Below are 19,647 nucleotides of genomic sequence, written 5' to 3' on the forward strand. Positions count from 1 at the left end.
CCGCAGGTTAAGCCCCTCCCCCTTGTGGGGAGGGGTTTGGGGCGGGGTCTTAATCCAAAACCGCCCGCGCCGCCGTCAGGCTGGCTTCACCGTGGATGACGCGGTCCTTCAGCGCCCCCGTCTCGGCAATCAGGTTTTCCGCCGCAAACCGGCAGAGCGCCAGACGCTGGTCGCGGCCATGCTCCTCATCGGCAAGCGCCCCCTTGGCGAGATAGGCGCCGGTGAGCGCAAGGCCAAACAGCCGCTGATAGGGCGTCGCACCAGAGAGAGCTGCCGTCATATTGCCCGAAGACAATTGGACCAGCAGCCATTCGGTCGTCTCTTCGAGATCGGTAAGGCTTGCCGAAAGGCGATCTGCCGTATGGCCAAAACCATCGAGATTGGATGAGCGCACCTGATCGGCGATAGCCTTCAGCTCGCCGATGAAGCCGCGCACCTGCGCGCCGCCCGACAGCGGCAGCTTGCGGGTGACGAGATCGGCGGCCTGGATGCCATTGGTGCCCTCATAGATCGGCGCAATGCGCGCATCGCGCCAGAGGCGGGCGGCACCGGTTTCCTCAATGAAGCCCATGCCGCCATGCACCTGGATGCCGAGCGAGGCGACATCGACGCCGGCATCGGTGGCAAAGCTCTTGGCAATCGGTGTCAGAAGCGCGGCGCGCTCGGCAAAGAACCGCGCCTCCTCGCCATCCGCATGATGGCTCATGTCGGTTGCGTGGGCGCAGGTGTAGCAGATGGCGCGCGAGCCTTGCGTCAGCGCCTTCATGGTCAACAGCATGCGCAGCACATCCGGATGCTCGATGATCGGCGACATGCCGGTGCCGGTCCAGCCGGGCGCCTTGCCCTGCGTGCGATCCTTGGCATATTGGATCGCCTTCTGGGTGGCAGCCTCGCAGATGGCAACGCCCTGCATGCCAACCGCAAGCCGGGCAACGTTCATCATGGTGAACATGCAGGCCAGCCCCTTATTCTCCTCGCCGATCAGATAGCCGACGGCGCCCGGCTCGCTGCCGAACCTGCCATCGCCATAGATCATCGTGCAGGTGGGCGAGCCATGAATGCCGAGCTTGTGTTCCAGCGAATGGCAGTAGAGATCGTTGCGGGACCCAAGCGCGCCATCCGCGTTCACAAGGAATTTCGGCACGAGGAAGAGCGAGATGCCGCGGGTTCCCGCCGGCGCATCTGGCAGGCGCGCCAGCACCAGATGGATGATATTGTCGGTGACCTCATGGTCACCCCAGGTGATGTAGATCTTCTGGCCGAAGATGCGGTAGCTGCCATCGTCACGGCGTTCCGCGCGGCTCTTCATCACGCCGAGATCGGAGCCGGCATGCGGCTCCGTCAGGTTCATGGTGGCCATCCATTCACCTGACACCATCTTTTGCAGGAATGTCTGCTTCAGCGCGTCGGAACCATGGGCGGTCAGTGCATCCACGGCGCCCATCGTCAGCACGGGGCCGAGCGCAAAGCCCATGGAGCCGGAATTCCACATTTCGAGCGCTGCGACATTCAGCATATGCGGAAGCCCCTGTCCGCCGAATTCCGGCGAGGCGGTGAGCGAATTCCAGCCACCTTCGGCCCATTGGCGATAGAGCCCAGCCCAGCCTTCGGGCACGATGACCTTGCCATCCACCAGCTTTGCGCCCTGGCTATCGCCGATAGCGCCAAGTGGCGCGACCTCATCAGTGGCAAAACGTCCCGCTTCCGATAGGATGGCCTCCACGAGGTCGTCGCTCAGATCGGTGAGCTTCCCGTCAGCGATTGCGCGCGACAGACCGACGACATGGTTGAGGGTGAAGGCGATCTCTTCGACCGGCGCCTTATACATGACAGTTCCTCCTCAGTACTGGCATAGTCTGCGCCCGCCCTCCATCCAGACCGGCGCAGACATGATGTCTTCGGGCTAATTGATTTTTACGTAAACGTCAACTGTTTCACCGGGGCTCTGGCACAGACCAATGGTCGCGGCGATACATTCATTGCCGGCAGCGGGCACCGGTGCGACGAGGGGAATTTCCGCGTGTTTGCCGGTTTGACGGCGCCAAGTGATTGCGCGGCAAAGCATGCGCAATAACACGCATAGAGGCTGTGGAACCGTGAGGCTGAAGGCGGGTTCGATCACAGGTTCGTTCAAGAGAATTTTGGTGTGCACAGTGTCACACCGCTGTCATCGGTTGCAGGGTAACGGAACTGGAACCCTTCTAAATCTCACAATGGGGAGAACACGATGACCGAGATTGACAAGAGCCAGCTGTCCTGGGACGCATGGGACGAGTTGCAGAACCCGCCGCCGGCTGAAACAGATTTCGACCAGGTGGTTGAACGCGCCATTTCGCGTCGTGGCTTCCTCAGCAGCGTTCTGGCCTTCGGTTCGGCCGCAGCCGCCATGGGCACGCTCGGCAACCTAATGAGCTCCACATCGGCTCAGGCCCAGGAAGCCTCGCGCTTCCCGTTCAAGCCGGTTGGCATTGCCACCGACCATACGATCCACGTGCCGGAAGGCTATTCGTGGAAGCCGCTTGCCAAGTGGGGCCAGCCGCTGTTTTCGAACGTCGCAGACGTCGATCCGATAAAGGGCGTCAGCCTTGAGAATTCCGACAAGGTTTTCGGTGAAAACACCGATGGCATGGAACTCTTCGTTGTTGGCGAACACCAGCTGATCGCCGTGAACCACGAATATGTGAATCCGGAAATCAACCTGCCGCATCGCGAAAAGGGCAATCCGGCCAATGCCGATGAAGTGCGCATTCTGCAGAACATGCAGGGCGTTACCGTGATGGAAGTGGCCGAAGGCGCAAACGGCTGGCAGATCGTTGTCGACAGCCCGTTCAACCGCCGTATCCACCACAACACGCCGATGAAACTGTCCGGCCCGGCTGCCGGCTCGGAACTGGTCAAGACCGCTGCCGACCCGAATGGCACCGACTGTCTCGGGACCTTCAACAATTGCGGCGCCGGTCGCACGCCCTGGGGCACCTACCTCACCTGCGAAGAAAACTTCAACGGCTACTACGGCACGACCAATGCCGAGTTCAAGCTGCCGGCCGATTACAAGCGTTACGGCATTGTTGCCGAGACCCGCTATGCCTATGAAAAGTTCGACGAGCGCTTCGATGTCGCCAAGAACCCCAATGAACCGCGCCGCGCCGGCTATGTCGTGGAAATCGACCCGTCGAATGCCAAGTCGGTTCCGGTCAAGCGCACGGCTCTCGGCCGCATCAAGCATGAAAATGCTGCTGTCGTGATTGCCCGCGACGGTCGCGTGGTTGTCTATATGGGCGACGACGAGCGTGGCGAATTCCTCTACAAGTTCGTCTCCAACGGCATCTATGTACCGGGCGGCGAAACCTCCAAGCTGCTCGACGAAGGCACGCTCTACGTTGCCAAGTTCTCCGACGACAGCACCGGCGAATGGCTGGCCCTGACGCCTGAGACCACCGGCATGAAGATCGACGAAATCTGCGTCTTCACCCGCCAGGCAGCCTCCAAGGTCGGCGCCACCACCATGGACCGCCCGGAATGGGTTGCCATCAACCCGGTCGCCATCGAAGCCTATTGCGCGCTGACCAATAACAGCAACCGCGCCGTGATGAAGGACGGCAAGATGCGCGCCAATGCCGGCGGCGATGTTCTGGCACTGAATGCCGCCAACCCGCGCGAGAAGAACAATTACGGCCAGATCGTTCGCTGGTACCCGGAAAATGACGACCATGCCGATGGCAAGTTCAAATGGGACCTGTTCTGCATGGCCGGCAATCCGTCGGTACACAAGGATGCCTATGCCGGATCGCAGAACATCAACGAAGGCAATATGTTCAACTCGCCGGACGGCATGATGTTCGACTCAACCGGCCTGCTCTGGATCCAGACGGACGGCGAAGATTCGAACGAAGGCGATTATGCCGGCCAGGGCAATAACCAGATGCTGGCAGGCGACCCGGCAACCGGCCGCATCGAGCGCTTCCTGACGGCACCGAAGGGTTCTGAAGTGACCGGCCAGACCTGGTCTGCCGACAAGCGCACGCATTTCGTCGGCATCCAGCATCCTGACGCGCCCTTCCCGGATGGCGAAGGCAAGCTGCCGCGCTCCACGGTGATTGCCGTCAAGCGCAACGACAATGCAATGATCGGCTGATAGGCCATCACGTTACCAGGAAGGCGCGCTGGAGCATCCGGCGCGCCTTTTGCGTTCGGGTCTTTTTGACAATCATCATGGCCGCAGATGACTCTTGCCGCCCACCGCATCCCGTGAATAGATGCTGCAGTAGCGAAGGAACCCGTCCATGCTCTCCATCGTCCAATCCATTCCAGGGCTCGTCTGGGCCTATCAGTTCAACAGCCAGACACGCGCCTGCAAGAGATTGCCGCCGGATGCGACCCGCGAGGATCTGGTGTTCGAGGGCGACGGGTTTCGCTGGCTGCATCTCAATCTGGCCGACAGCCGCGTCACCTCGTTTCTCGAGGAATTTCCGCAACTGCCGCCTGCTATCATCAGCGCGCTGACGACGCATGAGACGCATGCCTCGATCACGCTGGAAGACGGCATGATCTATGGCACGCTTGTGGATTTCCAGCGCGAATTTGACGAGGAAACTCGCGATATCGGCTGGCTGCATTTCGCCGTCTGCGGCAATCTTCTGGTCACCACCCGCCTGCAGCCCTTGCGCTCCATCGATCGGGTGCGCACGGCGGTGGAGAAGAACCCCGCCCGCTATCGCCAGCCGATCGATATTTTCGAGGCCATCGTCGCCGAATTCCAGCGCGCTCTGATTGCGCTGGTGATCGAACTGACGGAAGAGTTGAACCAGATCGAGGATGTGGTATTTGGCGCAACCACGCAGGACGAGCGCAGAAGACTTGCGCCCGTGCGCCGCATGGTGGTGCGCCTGCATCGGCATCTGCGCACGGTGCTGACCCTGCTGCGACGGGCAGCCGCTGCCGATGACGACGAGTTGCCGCCGGGCTTCGATGACGTGGCAGGCCGGCTGACCAGCCGTCTGGAAGCGGTCGATCACGATGTCTATGCGCTGCAGGACCGGGCGCGCCTGCTGCATGAAGAAATCGATTCCAAGCTCTCGTCGGAAACCAACCGCCACCTCTATATCCTGTCGCTGATGACCGCCTTCCTCCTGCCGCCCTCGCTGGTGACCGGCTTTTTCGGCATGAACACATCCGGCCTGCCCTTTGCCCATGGCGAAACCGGCACGGCCTATGCGCTGGGCTTCATCGCGCTTTCGGTGGCCGGTGCCTGGTGGCTGCTGCGGCGAGCCGGCATTTTGTAGTCTATCCAAGAATTCCCTCTGGCGGGCTGCAACTGGAAATTCTTAAACAGGCTGAAAACAAAAAAGCCGCCCGGCAGAACCGGACGGCTTTGTGATTTCCAGGCAGAACTCGCTCAATAGAAGGGCGAATAGCACTGCTGGCGCGGCCCGCCATAGGGCTGGAACGTATTGGAATAGGCATCGTAGGAGCGGTAGCGGCCAGCGCAATACTCATAGTGACGCGGGTTGAGGCCGGCGCGCACCGGCGCACGGTAGGCCGGCGGGGCAGCATAGCGGGGCTGCGCGGCAGCCGAACCGGCAATCAGAGCGCCGGCGATCAAGGCACCGGCAGCCAGCGGCACCCAGGCATTGTTGCTGCCATGGCGGCGGCGATCATCATAACGGTCGTGACGACGATCGTAGCGATTATCCCAGCGCTCACGACGTTCCCAGCGATCGCGGCGATCCCAGTATTCATCACGATACTGCACTTCGACGACCTGCTTCTCCACCTGGGGAGCAGCGACCATCGGCATAGCAGCTTGGGTCGGCAGCATGGACGTCGCAAGCATGGCAACGGACAAACCGACAATTGATATCTTCTTCATCAGCTTCGACATTTCCAGTCTCCCATCCCTCATCCTGGTCCGCGCGTCGCCAGTCGGAGCACGTATCGCATCCGTCCTGATCGTGCAGAGGAAAATCAAGCTTAGGAGCGTCATCCTGAACCGCAGCTTAACGCAGTATTCAGGAAGCATCGAAAGCCATCACGCTGACAGAAATACCCGGCCGTTGCTTGAACGGCCGGGCATTTTTTCGTTTTCCAGACTTTTGAGCGGATCGCAATCAGGTCGAGACCCGCTCTAGTAGGGCGAATTGCACAGGCGGCGCTGGCCGGCGCTGTTGGCCACATAGGTATTGTCATAGGCGCGATAGGTCTTGTAGCGGTTCTGGCACCATGAAACATGGCCCGATGTGTAGCGACCCGGTGCAACGTGTTGCGCCTGCGGCTGCGACATGGCGCCGCCGATGATGGCGCCGGCACCGAAGGCGGCCAGCGGGAACCAGAAGCCGTTCTGGTAGCGATAGCCCGGGCGGCGTTCGCGATAACCGCGGTGACCGTTATAATAGCCATCGCGGCGAATATCCTGGCGGATTTCGCGACGATCATTATTGCGGCGGTAATCCCGGCGGTCATTGCCGTACTGTGCGTCAATGACGGGCAGTCGCTCCGACATGGCAACAGCCGGCGCGGCAAATGGCATGGCCTCTACCGGCGCAAGGCCGGTCACTGTCACGGCAAGCGCCGTTGCAAGCATGGCAAGCTTGCCTCTGATGATACCCATGGGTGTTTCCTCTTGTCTTGTTATGGCGCGTTAACGCCTGAAGACAGCGGTGGTTCCCCTGGAAGATCAGCGATGGGGTCGATCAGACCTCGATTTCGATATCGGTTTTGGGCCGCGAGCAGCAGGCGAGGATATAGCCTTCGTCGATTTCATCATCGAGAATGCCGCCATTGTGGTTCATCTCCACCTCGCCGGACAGCAGCATGACGCGACAGGTGCCGCAGAGACCGGATTCGCAGGCCGCCCCGATGCGCACGCCATTGGCGCGCGCCGTCATCAGCACTGTCTCGCCCGGCTTGCAGGCCGCCTGCTTGCCGGCAAGCGCGAAGGAGACCATGGCCGGCGCTTCACCCTCAGCCAGCGCCACAGCTTCCACCTCGACGGTAGGAATGGCCGGCTGGAAACTTTCCTGGTGATAGCGGGCCATGTCGAAGCCCGCCCCTTCCAGCGCTGAGCGAACGGCTGCCATGAACGGCTCCGGCCCGCAGCAGAAAACGGTGCGATCGAGGAAATCCGGCGCCAGAAGCGAGATTTTTGCCCGATCAACAAAGCCACGCAGACCATGCCAGGGCTCTGCCTTGCCGCTATGTTCGACTACAAAGCCAAGATTGAGCTTCGGCATCAGCCGCGACAGGTTTTCCAGCTCATGGCGGAAGATGATTTCCGATGGCGAGCGGGCGCAATTGATAAAGACGATATCCGACAAAGGCGCACGGTCGCCCATGTCGCGCGTCATCGACATCATCGGTGTGATGCCGGAGCCGGCCGAGATGAACAGGTATTTTTCACCCGGATGCCGGACATAGGAAAAATCCCCGAGCGGGCCATAGGCGCGCATCGTCATGCCGGGCTTCAGATTGTCGAACATCCAGCGCGTGCCGATACTGTCCTTCTGCGCCTTGACGGTGACCGACAGCGCATAGGGCCGCGAGGGGCTGGAGGAGAGCGTATAGGTGCGCATCACCGGTTCCGGCCCGACGGGGATTTCCAGCGTGACGAACTGGCCCGGAATATAGCGGAACCAGACGGCTTTTTCGGCGCGGAAGGTGAAGGTCATCACATCCGGCGCCTCGACGGTCACCGAAATGCACAGAAGCGGATGGGCGCGGTCGCTCCACGGCTGCATCTGGTCGACATGCTGGTAGTTCACGGCCATGTTCATCAAAGGTCACCGTCACGCATTGTCTGGAGTTCAGGCCACGGCCGAAAGCTTGGCCTTGTGGCCCTTCAGCCGCTCGGTCATGAAGGTCGTGTACCATTCGACGAATTGCATCACGCCGCCCTCGTGATCCGGCGAATAGGGGCCAGGCTCATAGGCGGGCGAGCGGATGCCGAAGGCGTTTTCCTCGACAATCGACCGGTCCTGGTCATTCGTCATGTTCCACACATGCGTCAGTTCCTCGAGATCGTAATCGACGCCCTCCACCGCATCCTTGTGCACAAGCCATTTGGTGGTGACGGCGGTTTCCTCCGCCGAAATCGGCAAAACGCGGAAGGAGATCGCATGGTCGCCCAGCATATGGTTCCAGGTCGTGGGGTAATGGAACAGTAGCATGGTGCCGATATGGCTGATCGATACATCATCCGACAGCGGCCGTTTGACGGCCCGCTTGCCCGACATCGTGTAGCTTTCGGCATCCTGGATCAGCGGCATGCGCGCCACGCGGAACTGGCCGCTGTCATGCATGGTGAAGGTGGATGGCAGGCCCGCCGCCTCGCAGCGCGCCCAGTGCTCGGAAATGAACGGATCATCGCCGGCGCCCTGCACGCCGGTCGCACTGGGCGCTTCCGGATAGGTGCGGCAAAGCTCCGGATGATTGCCGGCGCAATGATAGCATTCGCGGTTATTTTCCCAGACGAGCTTCCAGTTGCCCTTCTCGATAATGGTATTCTGGTGGGCGACCTTGGCTTCCGACAGCCGATGCGGCGCCATGAAGGGCTCGATCATCTGGCGCACTGGCGCAAAATCCGGCGCCTCCTGCGCCAGGCAGATGAAGATATAGCCGCCGACGCTTTCGCAATGGACATGTTTCATGCCGAACTGCGCCTTGTCGAAATCCTCGCCCATCTGGCGGGCAAAGACCAGCGAGCCATCCAGATCATAGGTCCACTGGTGATAGGGACAGACGAGCTTTGCGGCGGCGCCGCGTTCCTGCGTGCAGACGCGGTGGCCACGATGGCGGCAGGTATTGTGGAAGGCGCGGATCAGCTTGTCGCGACCGCGCACCACGACGACCGGGTAATCGCCGATCTGCAGCGTGACGTAATTGCCGGGGCGCGGGATCTCGCAATCATGCCCGACGAACAGCCAGTCGCGATACCAGATCATCTCCATGTCGAGGCGGAAATAATCCGGATCGGTATAGAAGGGCTGCTCCAGGCTATAGCCCTCGCGGCGGTTCTTCAGCTGGCGCAGCACCGTATTGTGAATATCCATCTTCCATTCCTGTCGAGGCGGTAGCGAGAGGCAGAGCCTGCGGGCACACCGGACACGCAGGGCACACAGGCCCTTCATCTATATCCGAGGCGCGTGTGCAGCACACAGTGTGCAATGCGACATGCGCTTCCGCATTGACGACAAAAGCGACATGCCGCGCTTCACCCTCCTTGCCATTATCGCGGGAAAACAGCCCGTTAGACAAGGGCTGGGCGTCGGGATGCATCCCCGGCAACGGCGCAAATGGGACAGTGGCCGTCGACCCCGACGTTGGCACTGCCGCAAACGTCACGCAAGCCACCGTTAAGGAAGATTGCATAGACTGGGCGTGCAAGAGGGATATGCGCCGTGAATACAAAGACAAAGCTTCGATATTACGACGCCAAGGTGCCAAAACCGCCCGCGGCGCAGGCAAAGCCTGCCGCGCATTCGGAGTTTCTGCGCACCGGCCGTATTGCCCGCGAGCAGAGCGACTGGGTGGAAAGCGAACGCCGCTACCTCACTTACGAGGAAGTGATGGCGCGCACCGAGCGCAAGCTTTCGGCAGCCGGCGAAAAAACACATGAGCGCATCAACGGCTTCCACCGCTCGATCCACTTTCCCAAGGTTCTGTTCAGCCGCACACTCAATGAGCGCCCGCATCTCGGCTATTGCCACGTGACGGCAGCGCGCACCCTGTTCGGGCGCAACAAGCCGATCACCTGGTCCTTCTACATCTGCAATTTCGTCTCGGAAATCGGCGAGACCGACGACTTCTTCCAGCAGATTCGCACCGGCTATGGGCGCATGTATTTTGCCGTGGCGACCGAAGCCGAGGCAAAGGGCGAAACCCGCATCAACCGGGCGGTGCGCGGCAATGGCCTGCTGTTTCGCACCAGCGACCCGATGGCGGCCTTGAAAAACGTGCTGATGCTGGGTGCGCCAGACAAGACTTTGCGCGAGATCATCGCCAAGCTCTGACAGCCTATCCCGGAATTCCCGCTGGCGGTCTGCAAATGGCAATTCATGAACAGACTGTGAGGCCGCCAGAGCAGGCCCCGCAAAAGAACAGTTTGCGCTTGAGGCAGATTTGGCGCTATGCCACCCTTCATCATGGCAGCACGCATTATCGACATTGCAAGCGACCGCGACGCGGCAATCGCGCAAGCCTGCGCAAGGCTTGGCGAAGGCCTGCCCGTCGCCATTCCCACCGAAACCGTCTACGGACTGGCAGCCGATGCCACCAATCCGGCAGCCGTGACACGTATCTATGAGACGAAGGGCCGGCCGCGCTTCAACCCGCTGATCTGCCATATGTCCGATCTGGCCATGGCCGAGCGCTATGCCCGCTTCGACCCGATCTCGCGGCGTCTCGCCGAAGCCTTTTGGCCCGGCCCGCTGACGCTGGTGCTGCCGCTTTTGCCCGATAGCGGCATTCATGCGCTGTCGACCGCCGGGCTCGATACGGTTGGCGTGCGCGTGCCGAAAGGCTTTTCCGCAGAGCTTATCGCCGCCTTCGACAGGCCGCTGGCCGCCCCCAGCGCCAACACGTCCGGCAAGATCAGCCCCACGTCAGCCCAACATGTGGCTGCCGATCTGGGTGACAAACTGACGCTGATCCTCGATGGCGGACAGGCAAGCGTCGGGGTGGAATCCACCATTATCCGGGTCGAGGGCGAGCGCGTGCGCCTGCTGCGGCCAGGCGGCGTGGCGGCAGAAGATATCGAGGCGCTTTTGGGGTGCCTGCTGGAGCGCCAGGAAGGTGCGGCACCTGCCATCGAGGCCCCTGGCATGATGGCCTCGCATTATGCGCCGGCTGCTGCCGTGCGGCTGGAGGCGACCTCTGCCGCCGGTGGCGAGGCGCTGATCCGCTTTGGCGGCATGCCCGTATCGGGTTTTGACGAGGCGGTTGCGGTCTTCGACCTCAGCCCTTCGGGTAACCTCCAAGAAGCTGCCGCCAATCTGTTTGACATGCTCAAGCGCGCCGACGCGACGGGTGCCGCCTCTATTGCGGTCGCCTCCATTCCGGTGCACGGACTGGGCGAAGCGATCAATGACCGGCTTTTGCGCGCGGCAGCGCCTCGGGAAGGATAAGCCTTAAGATAAGGGCTCACGGCATCGCAAAGGCTGCGGCACCCTCCCTTTCCCCTTGGGGAGACGGTGCCCGCAGGCGGATGAGGGGGCCACACGGGACAAAGGCGGAGGTGAATACGACAAGCATCTCCGCTGGTATCACATCATTTAAGACGCGCATTGCCTCAAGGAGATAAGCCCATGGATATCCGCAGCCCCTCCTCCGATCTTCTGGCCCGCTTTGCGGCACTGGTTGGTGATGCCAATGTGGTGACGGATCCCGCAGAGATTGCGCCGCGACTGGTGGAAAACCGCGGGCTTTACCGCGGCATGTCACCAATGGTGATCAAGCCGGCCTCCACGCAGGAAGTCTCGGCCATCCTGAAGCTTGCGACGGAAACCGGAACGCCGGTCGTGCCGCAGACCGGCAATACCGGGCTGGTGGGCGGTCAGACACCGAGCGAAGACGGCACGGCGATCATCCTGTCGCTGGAGCGGATGAACAGGATCCGCGACGTGGACCCGCTCGCCAATGTCATGGTTGTCGATGGCGGCTGCATTCTGGCCGATGTGCAGAAAGCGGCGGAAAACGTCAACCGCCTGTTTCCGCTATCGCTGGGTTCGGAAGGTTCCTGCCGCATCGGCGGCAACCTGTCGACCAATGCCGGCGGCACGGCGGTTCTGGCCTATGGCAATATGCGCCAGCTGTGCCTTGGCCTGGAAGTGGTGCTGCCGACGGGCGAGATCTGGGATGGGCTGCGCCGCCTGAAGAAGGACAATACCGGCTATGACCTGCGCGACCTGTTCATCGGCGCCGAAGGCACCCTGGGTGTGATTACCGGCGCCGTACTGAAACTGTTTCCGCAGCCGGCCGGCCATCAGGTGGCGTTTGTCGGGCTTTCTTCGCCGCAAAAGGCGCTGCAGCTGTTTGAAAAGGCCTCCAATCTTTGCGCCAATGCGCTGACCGGTTTCGAGCTGATGCCGCGCATCGGCATCGAGTTCACCGCAAGACACATAGCCAATGTGCGCGATCCCCTGCCCTCGGCCCATGACTGGTATGTGCTGATCGACATTTCGACCAGTGATTCGGCCGAAACCGCCGAAACCATGGTGACGACGCTTCTGGAACAGGGGCTGGAGGACGGCCTGATCGAGGATGCAGTGATTGCCACCTCCGTTGCCCAGCAGAAGGCGCTGTGGCACATGCGCGAAAGCATGTCGGACGCGCAAAAGCCGGAGGGCGGCTCGATCAAGCACGATGTGTCCGTGCCGGTCTCGAAGATCCCCTCCTTCATGGCAGAGGCGGAAAAGGGCGTTATGGCCGCCATGCCCGGCGCACGTATCTGCGCCTTCGGGCATCTGGGAGACGGCAATATCCACTACAACATCTCGCAGCCGGTGGGTGCGGACAAGGCAGAGTTCCTCGGTCGCTGGCGGGAGATGAACGCGATCGTGCACGGGATCGTCATGGCCGCCGGCGGCTCGATTTCCGCCGAGCATGGCATCGGCCAGCTGAAGCGCGACGAACTGGCGGCGATCCGCTCCGAAATCGAGATCGACCTGATGCGCCGCATCAAGCGGGCCTTCGACCCGGCCGGAATCATGAACCCCGGCAAGGTCATCAGCGTCTAATCGGAATGATTTATTACGTCTGCGACGCCGCTTCGAGAAGGTCGGCGCTGATACCGACCGAGTTCGAATCGCCTGTCAGGATCGACAGTGCCGATGAACTGCCGTCGGTTTGCTGCAGATCATACATGACCGTAAATCTGTTGACGGTGTCAGAAACCTTTTCCGGGTCCGTCAGGTCCTCAAGCGGCATGTATTTTTCAACCAGTGCTGCCTGTTTGTCGACATCCAGATTGCTGAATGTATCGGGCAGCTGGTAGGTGATGCGGAAGAATTCCAGAAGCGCTGAATCGGCCAATATGTCATAGGCACTGGTGATGGAGGAGGACATGCGCTCGAAATAGAGCGCCAGACGCACGCCCTGGTTCTCCTCGCCCGCCGTCTCTTCCAGGCTCTGGCGGGTATATTTGTTCTCCGTCTCAATCAGCTTGCCGCGTGACTGGATACCGGTATTGAACTCGTCGGTCAGCTGGCCTTTCGCATTGAAATTGAAGGTGCCGAGAATTTCCGCCCAGACCGTATCAGGCTGCTTGTTGACGAAGCTGTTTTCGTCGGACAGATCCGATGAGAAGATCTGCTTCAGGAAGTCGTCATCGACGCTTTTCGGGTCAACGCCGTAAGAGGTCAGGAGCACGTTGACCAGCCGGTCGTCACTGACGAACTCGGCCGCCGTCTGGATGGACATCATCTTGTCGGAATAATAGGAAACCTCTTTGTCGGCCTCCGTGCGCGCCGTCGCTGCGGCATCTTCATCGAGGAAGCGCGTCTTCTGGACGATGTAATCCGATCCGATAGCGGTGATCGTTCCCTGCGACTGGGCGGTGAGCGGTGTGCCGACCTTGCCTTCCGGTGTGAAGTTGAAGGACTTGGCGAGCGTCAGATACCGATCATCCTTCAACGTATAGACAAAGCTCTTGGGATCATCCAGATCGCTCGTCAGCACACGCTTAATCGTATAGGCGGAGACCTCGTCCGGATCGAGCCCGACCGCCTTCAGCGCAAACTGATAGACATCCTTGTTCGCCATGAATTCATCGACGGAATCCACTTCGACAATCGCGGTCTTGTAGAGACTGATCGCCTTTTCGTCTGCTGCGTCCTGCTCGTCATTGTAGCGGCTGGCGTAAAGGTTTGCCGTTTGGCTGCTCTGCGTGGTGTTCTGGGCGGAACCGACCGCCACGCTGCCATCCGTGTTGAAATTGAAGTCATTGGCCAGTTCCAGATATTGCGGATTGGCACCGGAATATTTGTTGGCATAGCTATTAGGGTCGCTGAGATCGCTGGTCAGGATCTGCTCAAGCGTCGCGCGCACGACGGTGGCACCGGTCAAACCATAGGCGGTGCGCAGATAGTTGTAGCTACGAGAATCATTGAGCAGGTCATTGACATCGTCTGCCGTGGCAACTTTTTGCTGGAAGTAGGCCGTCTCGCTCAATGCCGTTGCAGACGACACACGGTCCTGCTGGCTGAGATAGAGGCTGTTGACGACTGCCTTCTGGTCAGCCGTCTGGGCGCCGGTCGCCGGCGCCGTAAAATCGGCATTGAAGCTGAAGGCATCGGCCATGTGATAGTATTTCTCGATACCGGAAAGCTGCGTCTGATAGCCTGCGATTTCCGCCTCGATGGCCGCCTTGTCGGCGGCCGCCGCCGCGGCAAGCCGCGTTTCGGCATCGGTAATCTGCGTGTTCAGCGCGTCGCGCTGGGGACCCATTGTCTGGTTGATATAGCTTGTCGGATCGCTGGTATCGCTGGACAGGACACCGCGCAGGATAGAGCGGGAATAATAGTTCTTGTCGATGTCGTAGGAGGTCAGCAGGTAATCGAGCGTGCGGTCATTGTTGAGCAGGTCGTCAACCGTGTCCACCTCGTTCATCATGGCATTGAAGTAATTGGTCTCGGTGGTGACCGAATTGCCTTCGCTGACCATGGTGCTGGAATAGAGATCCACCATGGAATCGGTCTGCGTCGAAGACTGGGCGGTCGTCTCCGGCGGCGAAAAATTGAAGGCGCTGGCAAATTCCCGGTAACGGTCGTCGGTCAGCTTGTTGGCAAAGCTCTCTTCATCATTGAGGTCGCTTTCCAGCACATCACGCATGAAGGCCTCGGCATAGGTCATGTCCTCCAGACCATGGGCCTTCATCGCATAGGAATAGAGACGGTAATCGCCGAGAAACTCATCGACTGAAGTGACCTTGCCAATGTTCTCATTGTAATAGGCCGTCTCGCGCGAGACGTCGGCCTGCTGCGAGGTGCGCTTCATGCTCGCCGGCATATCGCGGCTGACAAGGTCGTAACTGAGATAGGTCGATACCATTTCGGAGGCCTCTTGTTCTCCTCGGCGCGAATATGTGCACCCGAACAATACATAAGGAAACTTAAAGAATTGCTGTTCCAGCTTTTCACCTTGGCCTTGCCCGGACCTGTCCTTGAGGCGATTTGTGTTTTGCCTCAGCACATTCCCGTCCCGGTTTACCCCTTGGAAACCCTGCCTTATCTGGATTCGCTAACCATTGGAGGACGGTAGAATTTCTTAACCGCGATTTTTAAGCGGTTCTGGAAAGGGCCGCCCTATCCTCCAGTCATCAGAGGACAAAAGTCCCGGGAGAAGACCGGCAACGGCTCTCAGGTAAAACAAGGGTAGCATTCGAGATGACAAATACGGTTCTGAAACCCTCATGGGCAGGTGCAACGCTACGGCTCGACCCGACGCGTTTTCCCCAACAGTTCACGTACGGGCTGCATGACGCCGCCGGCGATGTCACCATCACCATCGACGAACGGGGCGCCGTACTTCGCAAAATCCTGCCCGGCAGCGGACTTCCGCTTTCCTTCGCGCTGCCGGCGCGCGCATTCAAGGGCGTCGCAGCCCGTGCCATCGACCACGGCAATGGCGAGGTCACGGTGACGCTGGAACTGCATCACGAGGATGCGGATCTGTGCATTCCGCTGCTGGTGGCCCATGATCTCTGCGATATCGCAGCCGACTGGCGCAGCTGGTCGGAAGCCTTTCACATTCCCATGCTGATGGTGGAAGCCGATGGCGTGGCACGACCGCTGGAAAACCATCTGGGTGATATCCGCACCCATGCAGCCAAGCCGCGCCGCCGCCATTCCTATTTCGCCGCCCGCCGCCCGCGCTTCCTCGTTCGCCGCACCACCGGCAGCCTGGGCGTTGCCATGAAGATCGAAGGCAAGGAAATCATCGCGCGCCGCTGATATCCGCCCTCCCCAAAGACAAGACCTCCCAACAGAGAAGGCCCGGTCACCACGACCGGGCCTTCTCTGTTGATGGGCCAAGGCTGATAGAGTTCAGACCAGAAGCGAGGCGATGAGACCGGCAAACACGACGAGACCGACGCGGCTGTTGAACTTGAACAGCACCAGGCACTGGTCGGGATTGTCGATATCGAGGATGAGGATCTGCCAGGCAAACATGACGCCGGCGATCAGCAGCCCGATATAGGCAAGGAAGCCGGCGCCTGCGGCAAGAAATGCCAGGAGAAAGCACAGCATGGCCAGACCATAGAGAAGGATCAGCCAGATCTTGGTGTTGTGCGCAAACAGGCGCGCGGTGGAACGCACGCCGACCAACGCGTCATCCTCCTTGTCCTGGTGGGCATAGATCGTGTCATAGCCGATAGTCCAGAGAATGGCGGCCAGATAGAGAAAGATCGCCGCCCAGCCGAGATTGCCGAACACGCCGGCCCAGCCCATCAGCGCGCCCCAGGAAAAGGCAAGGCCGAGGAAGAATTGCGGCCAATCGGTAAAACGCTTGGCAAAGGGATAGATGGCAACGACACCAAGCGAGGCAAAGCCCAGCCAGATTGCAAACGTGTTGAACTGCAGGAGTACGACGAGCCCGGCCAGCGCCTGCAACACCAGAAAGATCTTCGCCTGCAGCCGCGTGACACGGCCCGACGGAAGCGGTCGCGAACGGGTGCGCGCCACTTCCATATCGATCTTGTGATCGACAAGATCATTATAGGTGCAGCCGGCCCCGCGCATGGCCACGGCACCGGCAAAAAACAGCACAAGATGCAGTACCAGCATGGGCAGAGAATAGCCGGCCTGCAGCGCGCCATCGGCATCGGCGGCCAGCGCCACCGACCAGAAACACGGCCACATCAACAGTTGCCAGCCGATCGGCCGGTCCCAGCGGGCCAGCTGCGCATAGGGCCAGAGCGGGCGCGGCAGGATCCGGTAGACGAAATTATCGGAGGGTGCGTCGGCCACGCGGCCGTGAATATCCTTGGGCATCATCATGGTGCCAAGTTCTAAAAGCTTTGCCGGTAAATGCAATGCGGCGTGACAGGCAGAGATGCCTTGGAGGCTCTGCCAAAACGCTTCAATACGACGCACCCCCCTCTGTCCTGCCGGGCTACCGGGGTTGAGCCACGGGTCTCAACCCGTCCTTCGGACCCCCTCAAGGGGGGAGATCGGCCAGACGCGCCAGCCTCCCACCCAGCCCCCTGGTCTAGTCATAACCAAGACCAGATTTTTTGCTTATGGCGGGGCAGTGTGCAGGGCAGAGGGGGGTAAGGCCGCCTAAAGATGCCGGCAGTGCAAACTGTCAGCGTTTCTTCATGGCTTCGGCCAGTGCCGCGCCCAGCCCGCCCATCTGCGGCGCTTCGGGCTTGGGTGGCTTGGCATTGGCGTGGCGCATGGCGTTGCCGGCACCACCCTTGTCGCGCATCGAAGGCGCTTCGGCCTCGCCGCCATCCTTGCGCATGGTGAGCGCGATGCGCTTGCGCTTCACATCCACTTCCACGACGCGCACCTTCACCACATCGCCGGCTTTCACCACTTCATGCGGATCTTTGACAAAACGATCGGCCAATTGCGAGACATGCACGAGGCCATCCTGATGCACACCGATATCGACGAAGGCGCCGAAGGCGGCAACGTTGGTGACCGTGCCTTCCAGCATCATGCCGGGCTTCAGATCGGTAATTTCATCCACCCCCTCGGCAAAGGTCGCCGTCTTGAAGCTCGGGCGCGGATCGCGACCCGGCTTTTCCAGCTCGGCCAGAATGTCCTTCACCGTTGGCAGGCCGAAAGTTTCATCGATGAACTGGCGCGGATCGAGCTGTTTCAGGGCAGCGCTATCGCCCATCAGCGAGCGCAGGTCACGCCCGCAGGCCGCAACGATTTTCTTTGCCACACCATAGGCTTCCGGGTGAACGGCGGAGGCATCCAGTGGCTCCTTGCCGTTCGGAATGCGCAAGAAGCCAGCGCATTGCTCGAAGGTGCGCGCGCCCAGCCGCGGCACTTTCAGCAGTTCCTTGCGGCTGGCAAAGGGTCCGTTCTGGTCGCGGTGAACGACGATGGCATCGGCAATCGCGCGGCTGAGACCCGCCACACGCGCCAGAAGCGGCGAGGATGCGGTGTTTAAATCGACGCCCACGGCATTCACCGCATCTTCCACCACGGCATCCAGCGAGCGCGACAGGCGGCCCTGATCCACATCATGCTGGTACTGGCCAACGCCGATGGATTTCGGCTCGATCTTGACGAGTTCGGCCAGTGGGTCCTGCAGGCGTCGTGCAATCGACACGGCACCGCGCAGCGATACATCGAGATTGGGGAATTCCAGCGCGGCCAGTTCCGAGGCCGAATAGACCGAAGCACCGGCCTCCGACACGATGACCTTGGTGGGCTTCTTCGTGGTTGCCGGAAGCTGCGCCAGCATGTCGGCCACCAGCTTTTCCGTCTCGCGGCTGCCCGTGCCATTGCCGATCGAGATGAGATCGACATTATGCTTGCGGATGAGGCTGGCAAGCTCTGCCTGCGTGCCGCGAATATCGTTCCTCGGCGGGAAAGGATAGACAGTCGTTGTTTCAAGCACCTTACCGGTGCCATCGACAAGCGCCACCTTGACGCCGGTGCGGATGCCCGGATCAAGCCCCATCGTGGCGCGCGAGCCGGCAGGAGCTGCCAAAAGCAGATCCTTCAGATTGCGGGCAAAGACGCGGATCGCCTCTTCTTCCGAACGTTCGCGCAGTTCGCGCATCAGATCAAGCGACAGAGACATGGAGAGTTTTACCCGCCAGGTCCAGCCGGCAACCTCCATCAGCCAACGGTCGGCCGGGCCCTTGTCGCCAATCTGGAAGGCTCCGGCAATCATCCGCTGCACCGGCTTGATCGGGGAGGCATCATCCTGGTCCACCTCGATGGTGAGGCTGAGCATTTCCTCGTTCCAGCCGCGCAGCATGGCAAGCGCCCGGTGGCCGGGTGTGGTGGACCAGCGTTCGGTATGATCGAAATAATCGGAGAATTTGGCGCCGGCCTCCTGCTTGCCGTCCACCAGTTTGGCCTTCAGCATGGCCTTGTCGCGCATATGCTGGCGAAGCCGCCCGAGAAGATCGGCGTTTTCGGTGATGGTTTCGGCAATGATATCGCGTGCGCCTTCAAGCGCTGCCTTCACATCCGCAACGTCTGCCGACAGATAGGCTTGCGCCAGCACTGCCGGATCGGCGGCACGGGCGGCCCAGATGGCCTCCGCCAGGGGTCCGAGACCACGTTCGCGTGCAATTTCCGCCTTGGTGCGGCGCTTGGGCTTATAGGGCAGATAAAGATCTTCAAGCTCGGCCTTGGTGACCGCGCGGGCGATCTTCAGCGACAGCTCGTCGGTCATCTTGCCCTGGCCGGCAATGCTATCGACAATCGAGGAGCGCCGCGCTTCCAGCTCGCGCAGATAGACGAGACGCTCTGCCAGATTGCGCAGCTGCGTATCATCCAGCCCGCCGGTGACTTCCTTGCGGTAGCGCGCGATGAAGGGCACGGTCGAGCCCTCGTCCAGAAGCCCGATCGCAGCCACGGCCTGATCCGGCCTTGCATTGATCTCCTGGGCGATGGTTGCGGCGATGGAACGAAGGTCGGCGGCCATATGCATCTTCTCTTGTGTTGTTTGGCGCGACCATAG

At 60.7% G+C, this 19,647-nt stretch carries 14 protein-coding genes; 6 read left to right on the top strand and 8 right to left on the bottom strand.

The window, feature by feature from the left end:
• Window positions 1-49: 49 nt before the first annotated feature.
• A complete protein-coding gene (locus tag E8M77_RS19745; protein ID WP_137132342.1) occupies window positions 50-1,828 on the bottom strand; it encodes an acyl-CoA dehydrogenase in 1,779 nt (592 codons plus the stop codon).
• Window positions 1,829-2,227: 399 nt separating this feature from the next.
• On the opposite strand from E8M77_RS19745, the gene E8M77_RS19750 reads away from it, so the two are divergent.
• Both E8M77_RS19750 and E8M77_RS19755 read left to right on the top strand, forming a co-directional pair.
• The gene (locus E8M77_RS19750; RefSeq protein ID WP_137132343.1) at window positions 2,228-4,135 is read left to right on the top strand and encodes a PhoX family phosphatase; all 1,908 of its coding nucleotides are present in this window, start codon (window positions 2,228-2,230) and stop codon (window positions 4,133-4,135) included.
• A gap of 148 nt (window positions 4,136-4,283) precedes the next feature.
• A complete protein-coding gene (locus E8M77_RS19755) occupies window positions 4,284-5,282 on the top strand; it encodes a transporter (protein WP_137132344.1) in 999 nt (332 codons plus the stop codon).
• Window positions 5,283-5,395: 113 nt separating this feature from the next.
• Here E8M77_RS19755 and E8M77_RS19760 read toward each other — a convergent pair whose 3' ends face one another.
• The 4 genes from E8M77_RS19760 to E8M77_RS19775 form a co-directional block, all read right to left on the bottom strand.
• Complete coding sequence (locus E8M77_RS19760; protein ID WP_137132345.1) at window positions 5,396-5,881, bottom strand: BA14K family protein; 486 nt, start codon at window positions 5,879-5,881, stop codon at window positions 5,396-5,398.
• Window positions 5,882-6,124: 243 nt separating this feature from the next.
• Complete coding sequence (locus E8M77_RS19765; RefSeq protein ID WP_137132346.1) at window positions 6,125-6,607, bottom strand: BA14K family protein; 483 nt, start codon at window positions 6,605-6,607, stop codon at window positions 6,125-6,127.
• Window positions 6,608-6,689: 82 nt separating this feature from the next.
• The gene (locus E8M77_RS19770; protein WP_137132347.1) at window positions 6,690-7,769 is read right to left on the bottom strand and encodes a hybrid-cluster NAD(P)-dependent oxidoreductase; all 1,080 of its coding nucleotides are present in this window, start codon (window positions 7,767-7,769) and stop codon (window positions 6,690-6,692) included.
• Between the two features lie 30 nt (window positions 7,770-7,799).
• The gene (locus E8M77_RS19775; RefSeq protein ID WP_137132348.1) at window positions 7,800-9,044 is read right to left on the bottom strand and encodes an aromatic ring-hydroxylating dioxygenase subunit alpha; all 1,245 of its coding nucleotides are present in this window, start codon (window positions 9,042-9,044) and stop codon (window positions 7,800-7,802) included.
• A gap of 387 nt (window positions 9,045-9,431) precedes the next feature.
• On the opposite strand from E8M77_RS19775, the gene E8M77_RS19780 reads away from it, so the two are divergent.
• From E8M77_RS19780 to E8M77_RS19790, 3 genes are all read left to right on the top strand, one after another.
• The gene (locus E8M77_RS19780; protein WP_137132577.1) at window positions 9,432-10,004 is read left to right on the top strand and encodes a DUF6656 family protein; all 573 of its coding nucleotides are present in this window, start codon (window positions 9,432-9,434) and stop codon (window positions 10,002-10,004) included.
• A 117-nt stretch (window positions 10,005-10,121) separates the two neighbouring features.
• Complete coding sequence (locus E8M77_RS19785; RefSeq protein WP_246659331.1) at window positions 10,122-11,117, top strand: L-threonylcarbamoyladenylate synthase; 996 nt, start codon at window positions 10,122-10,124, stop codon at window positions 11,115-11,117.
• A gap of 180 nt (window positions 11,118-11,297) precedes the next feature.
• Window positions 11,298-12,728 (top strand): FAD-binding oxidoreductase, encoded by a 1,431-nt coding sequence (locus E8M77_RS19790; RefSeq protein WP_137132349.1) that lies wholly within the window; start codon window positions 11,298-11,300, stop codon window positions 12,726-12,728.
• A 13-nt stretch (window positions 12,729-12,741) separates the two neighbouring features.
• On the opposite strand, the gene E8M77_RS19795 is transcribed toward E8M77_RS19790, so the two are convergent.
• The gene (locus E8M77_RS19795; protein ID WP_137132350.1) at window positions 12,742-15,039 is read right to left on the bottom strand and encodes a DUF1217 domain-containing protein; all 2,298 of its coding nucleotides are present in this window, start codon (window positions 15,037-15,039) and stop codon (window positions 12,742-12,744) included.
• A 335-nt stretch (window positions 15,040-15,374) separates the two neighbouring features.
• Between E8M77_RS19795 and E8M77_RS19800 the strand changes: the two genes are divergently transcribed.
• Window positions 15,375-15,941 (top strand): DUF6101 family protein, encoded by a 567-nt coding sequence (locus E8M77_RS19800; protein ID WP_137132351.1) that lies wholly within the window; start codon window positions 15,375-15,377, stop codon window positions 15,939-15,941.
• Between the two features lie 93 nt (window positions 15,942-16,034).
• On the opposite strand, the gene ubiA is transcribed toward E8M77_RS19800, so the two are convergent.
• On the bottom strand, window positions 16,035-16,988 hold the full coding sequence (ubiA, locus tag E8M77_RS19805) for a 4-hydroxybenzoate octaprenyltransferase (RefSeq protein ID WP_137132352.1): 954 nt from the start codon (window positions 16,986-16,988) through the stop codon (window positions 16,035-16,037).
• 307 nt (window positions 16,989-17,295) lie between these two features.
• A complete protein-coding gene (locus E8M77_RS19810) occupies window positions 17,296-19,611 on the bottom strand; it encodes a Tex family protein (RefSeq protein WP_137132353.1) in 2,316 nt (771 codons plus the stop codon).
• Window positions 19,612-19,647: the final 36 nt, after the last annotated feature.

It is taken from the genome of Rhizobium sp. FY34 (assembly GCF_005222845.1).
Lineage (GTDB): Bacteria > Pseudomonadota > Alphaproteobacteria > Rhizobiales > Rhizobiaceae > Neorhizobium.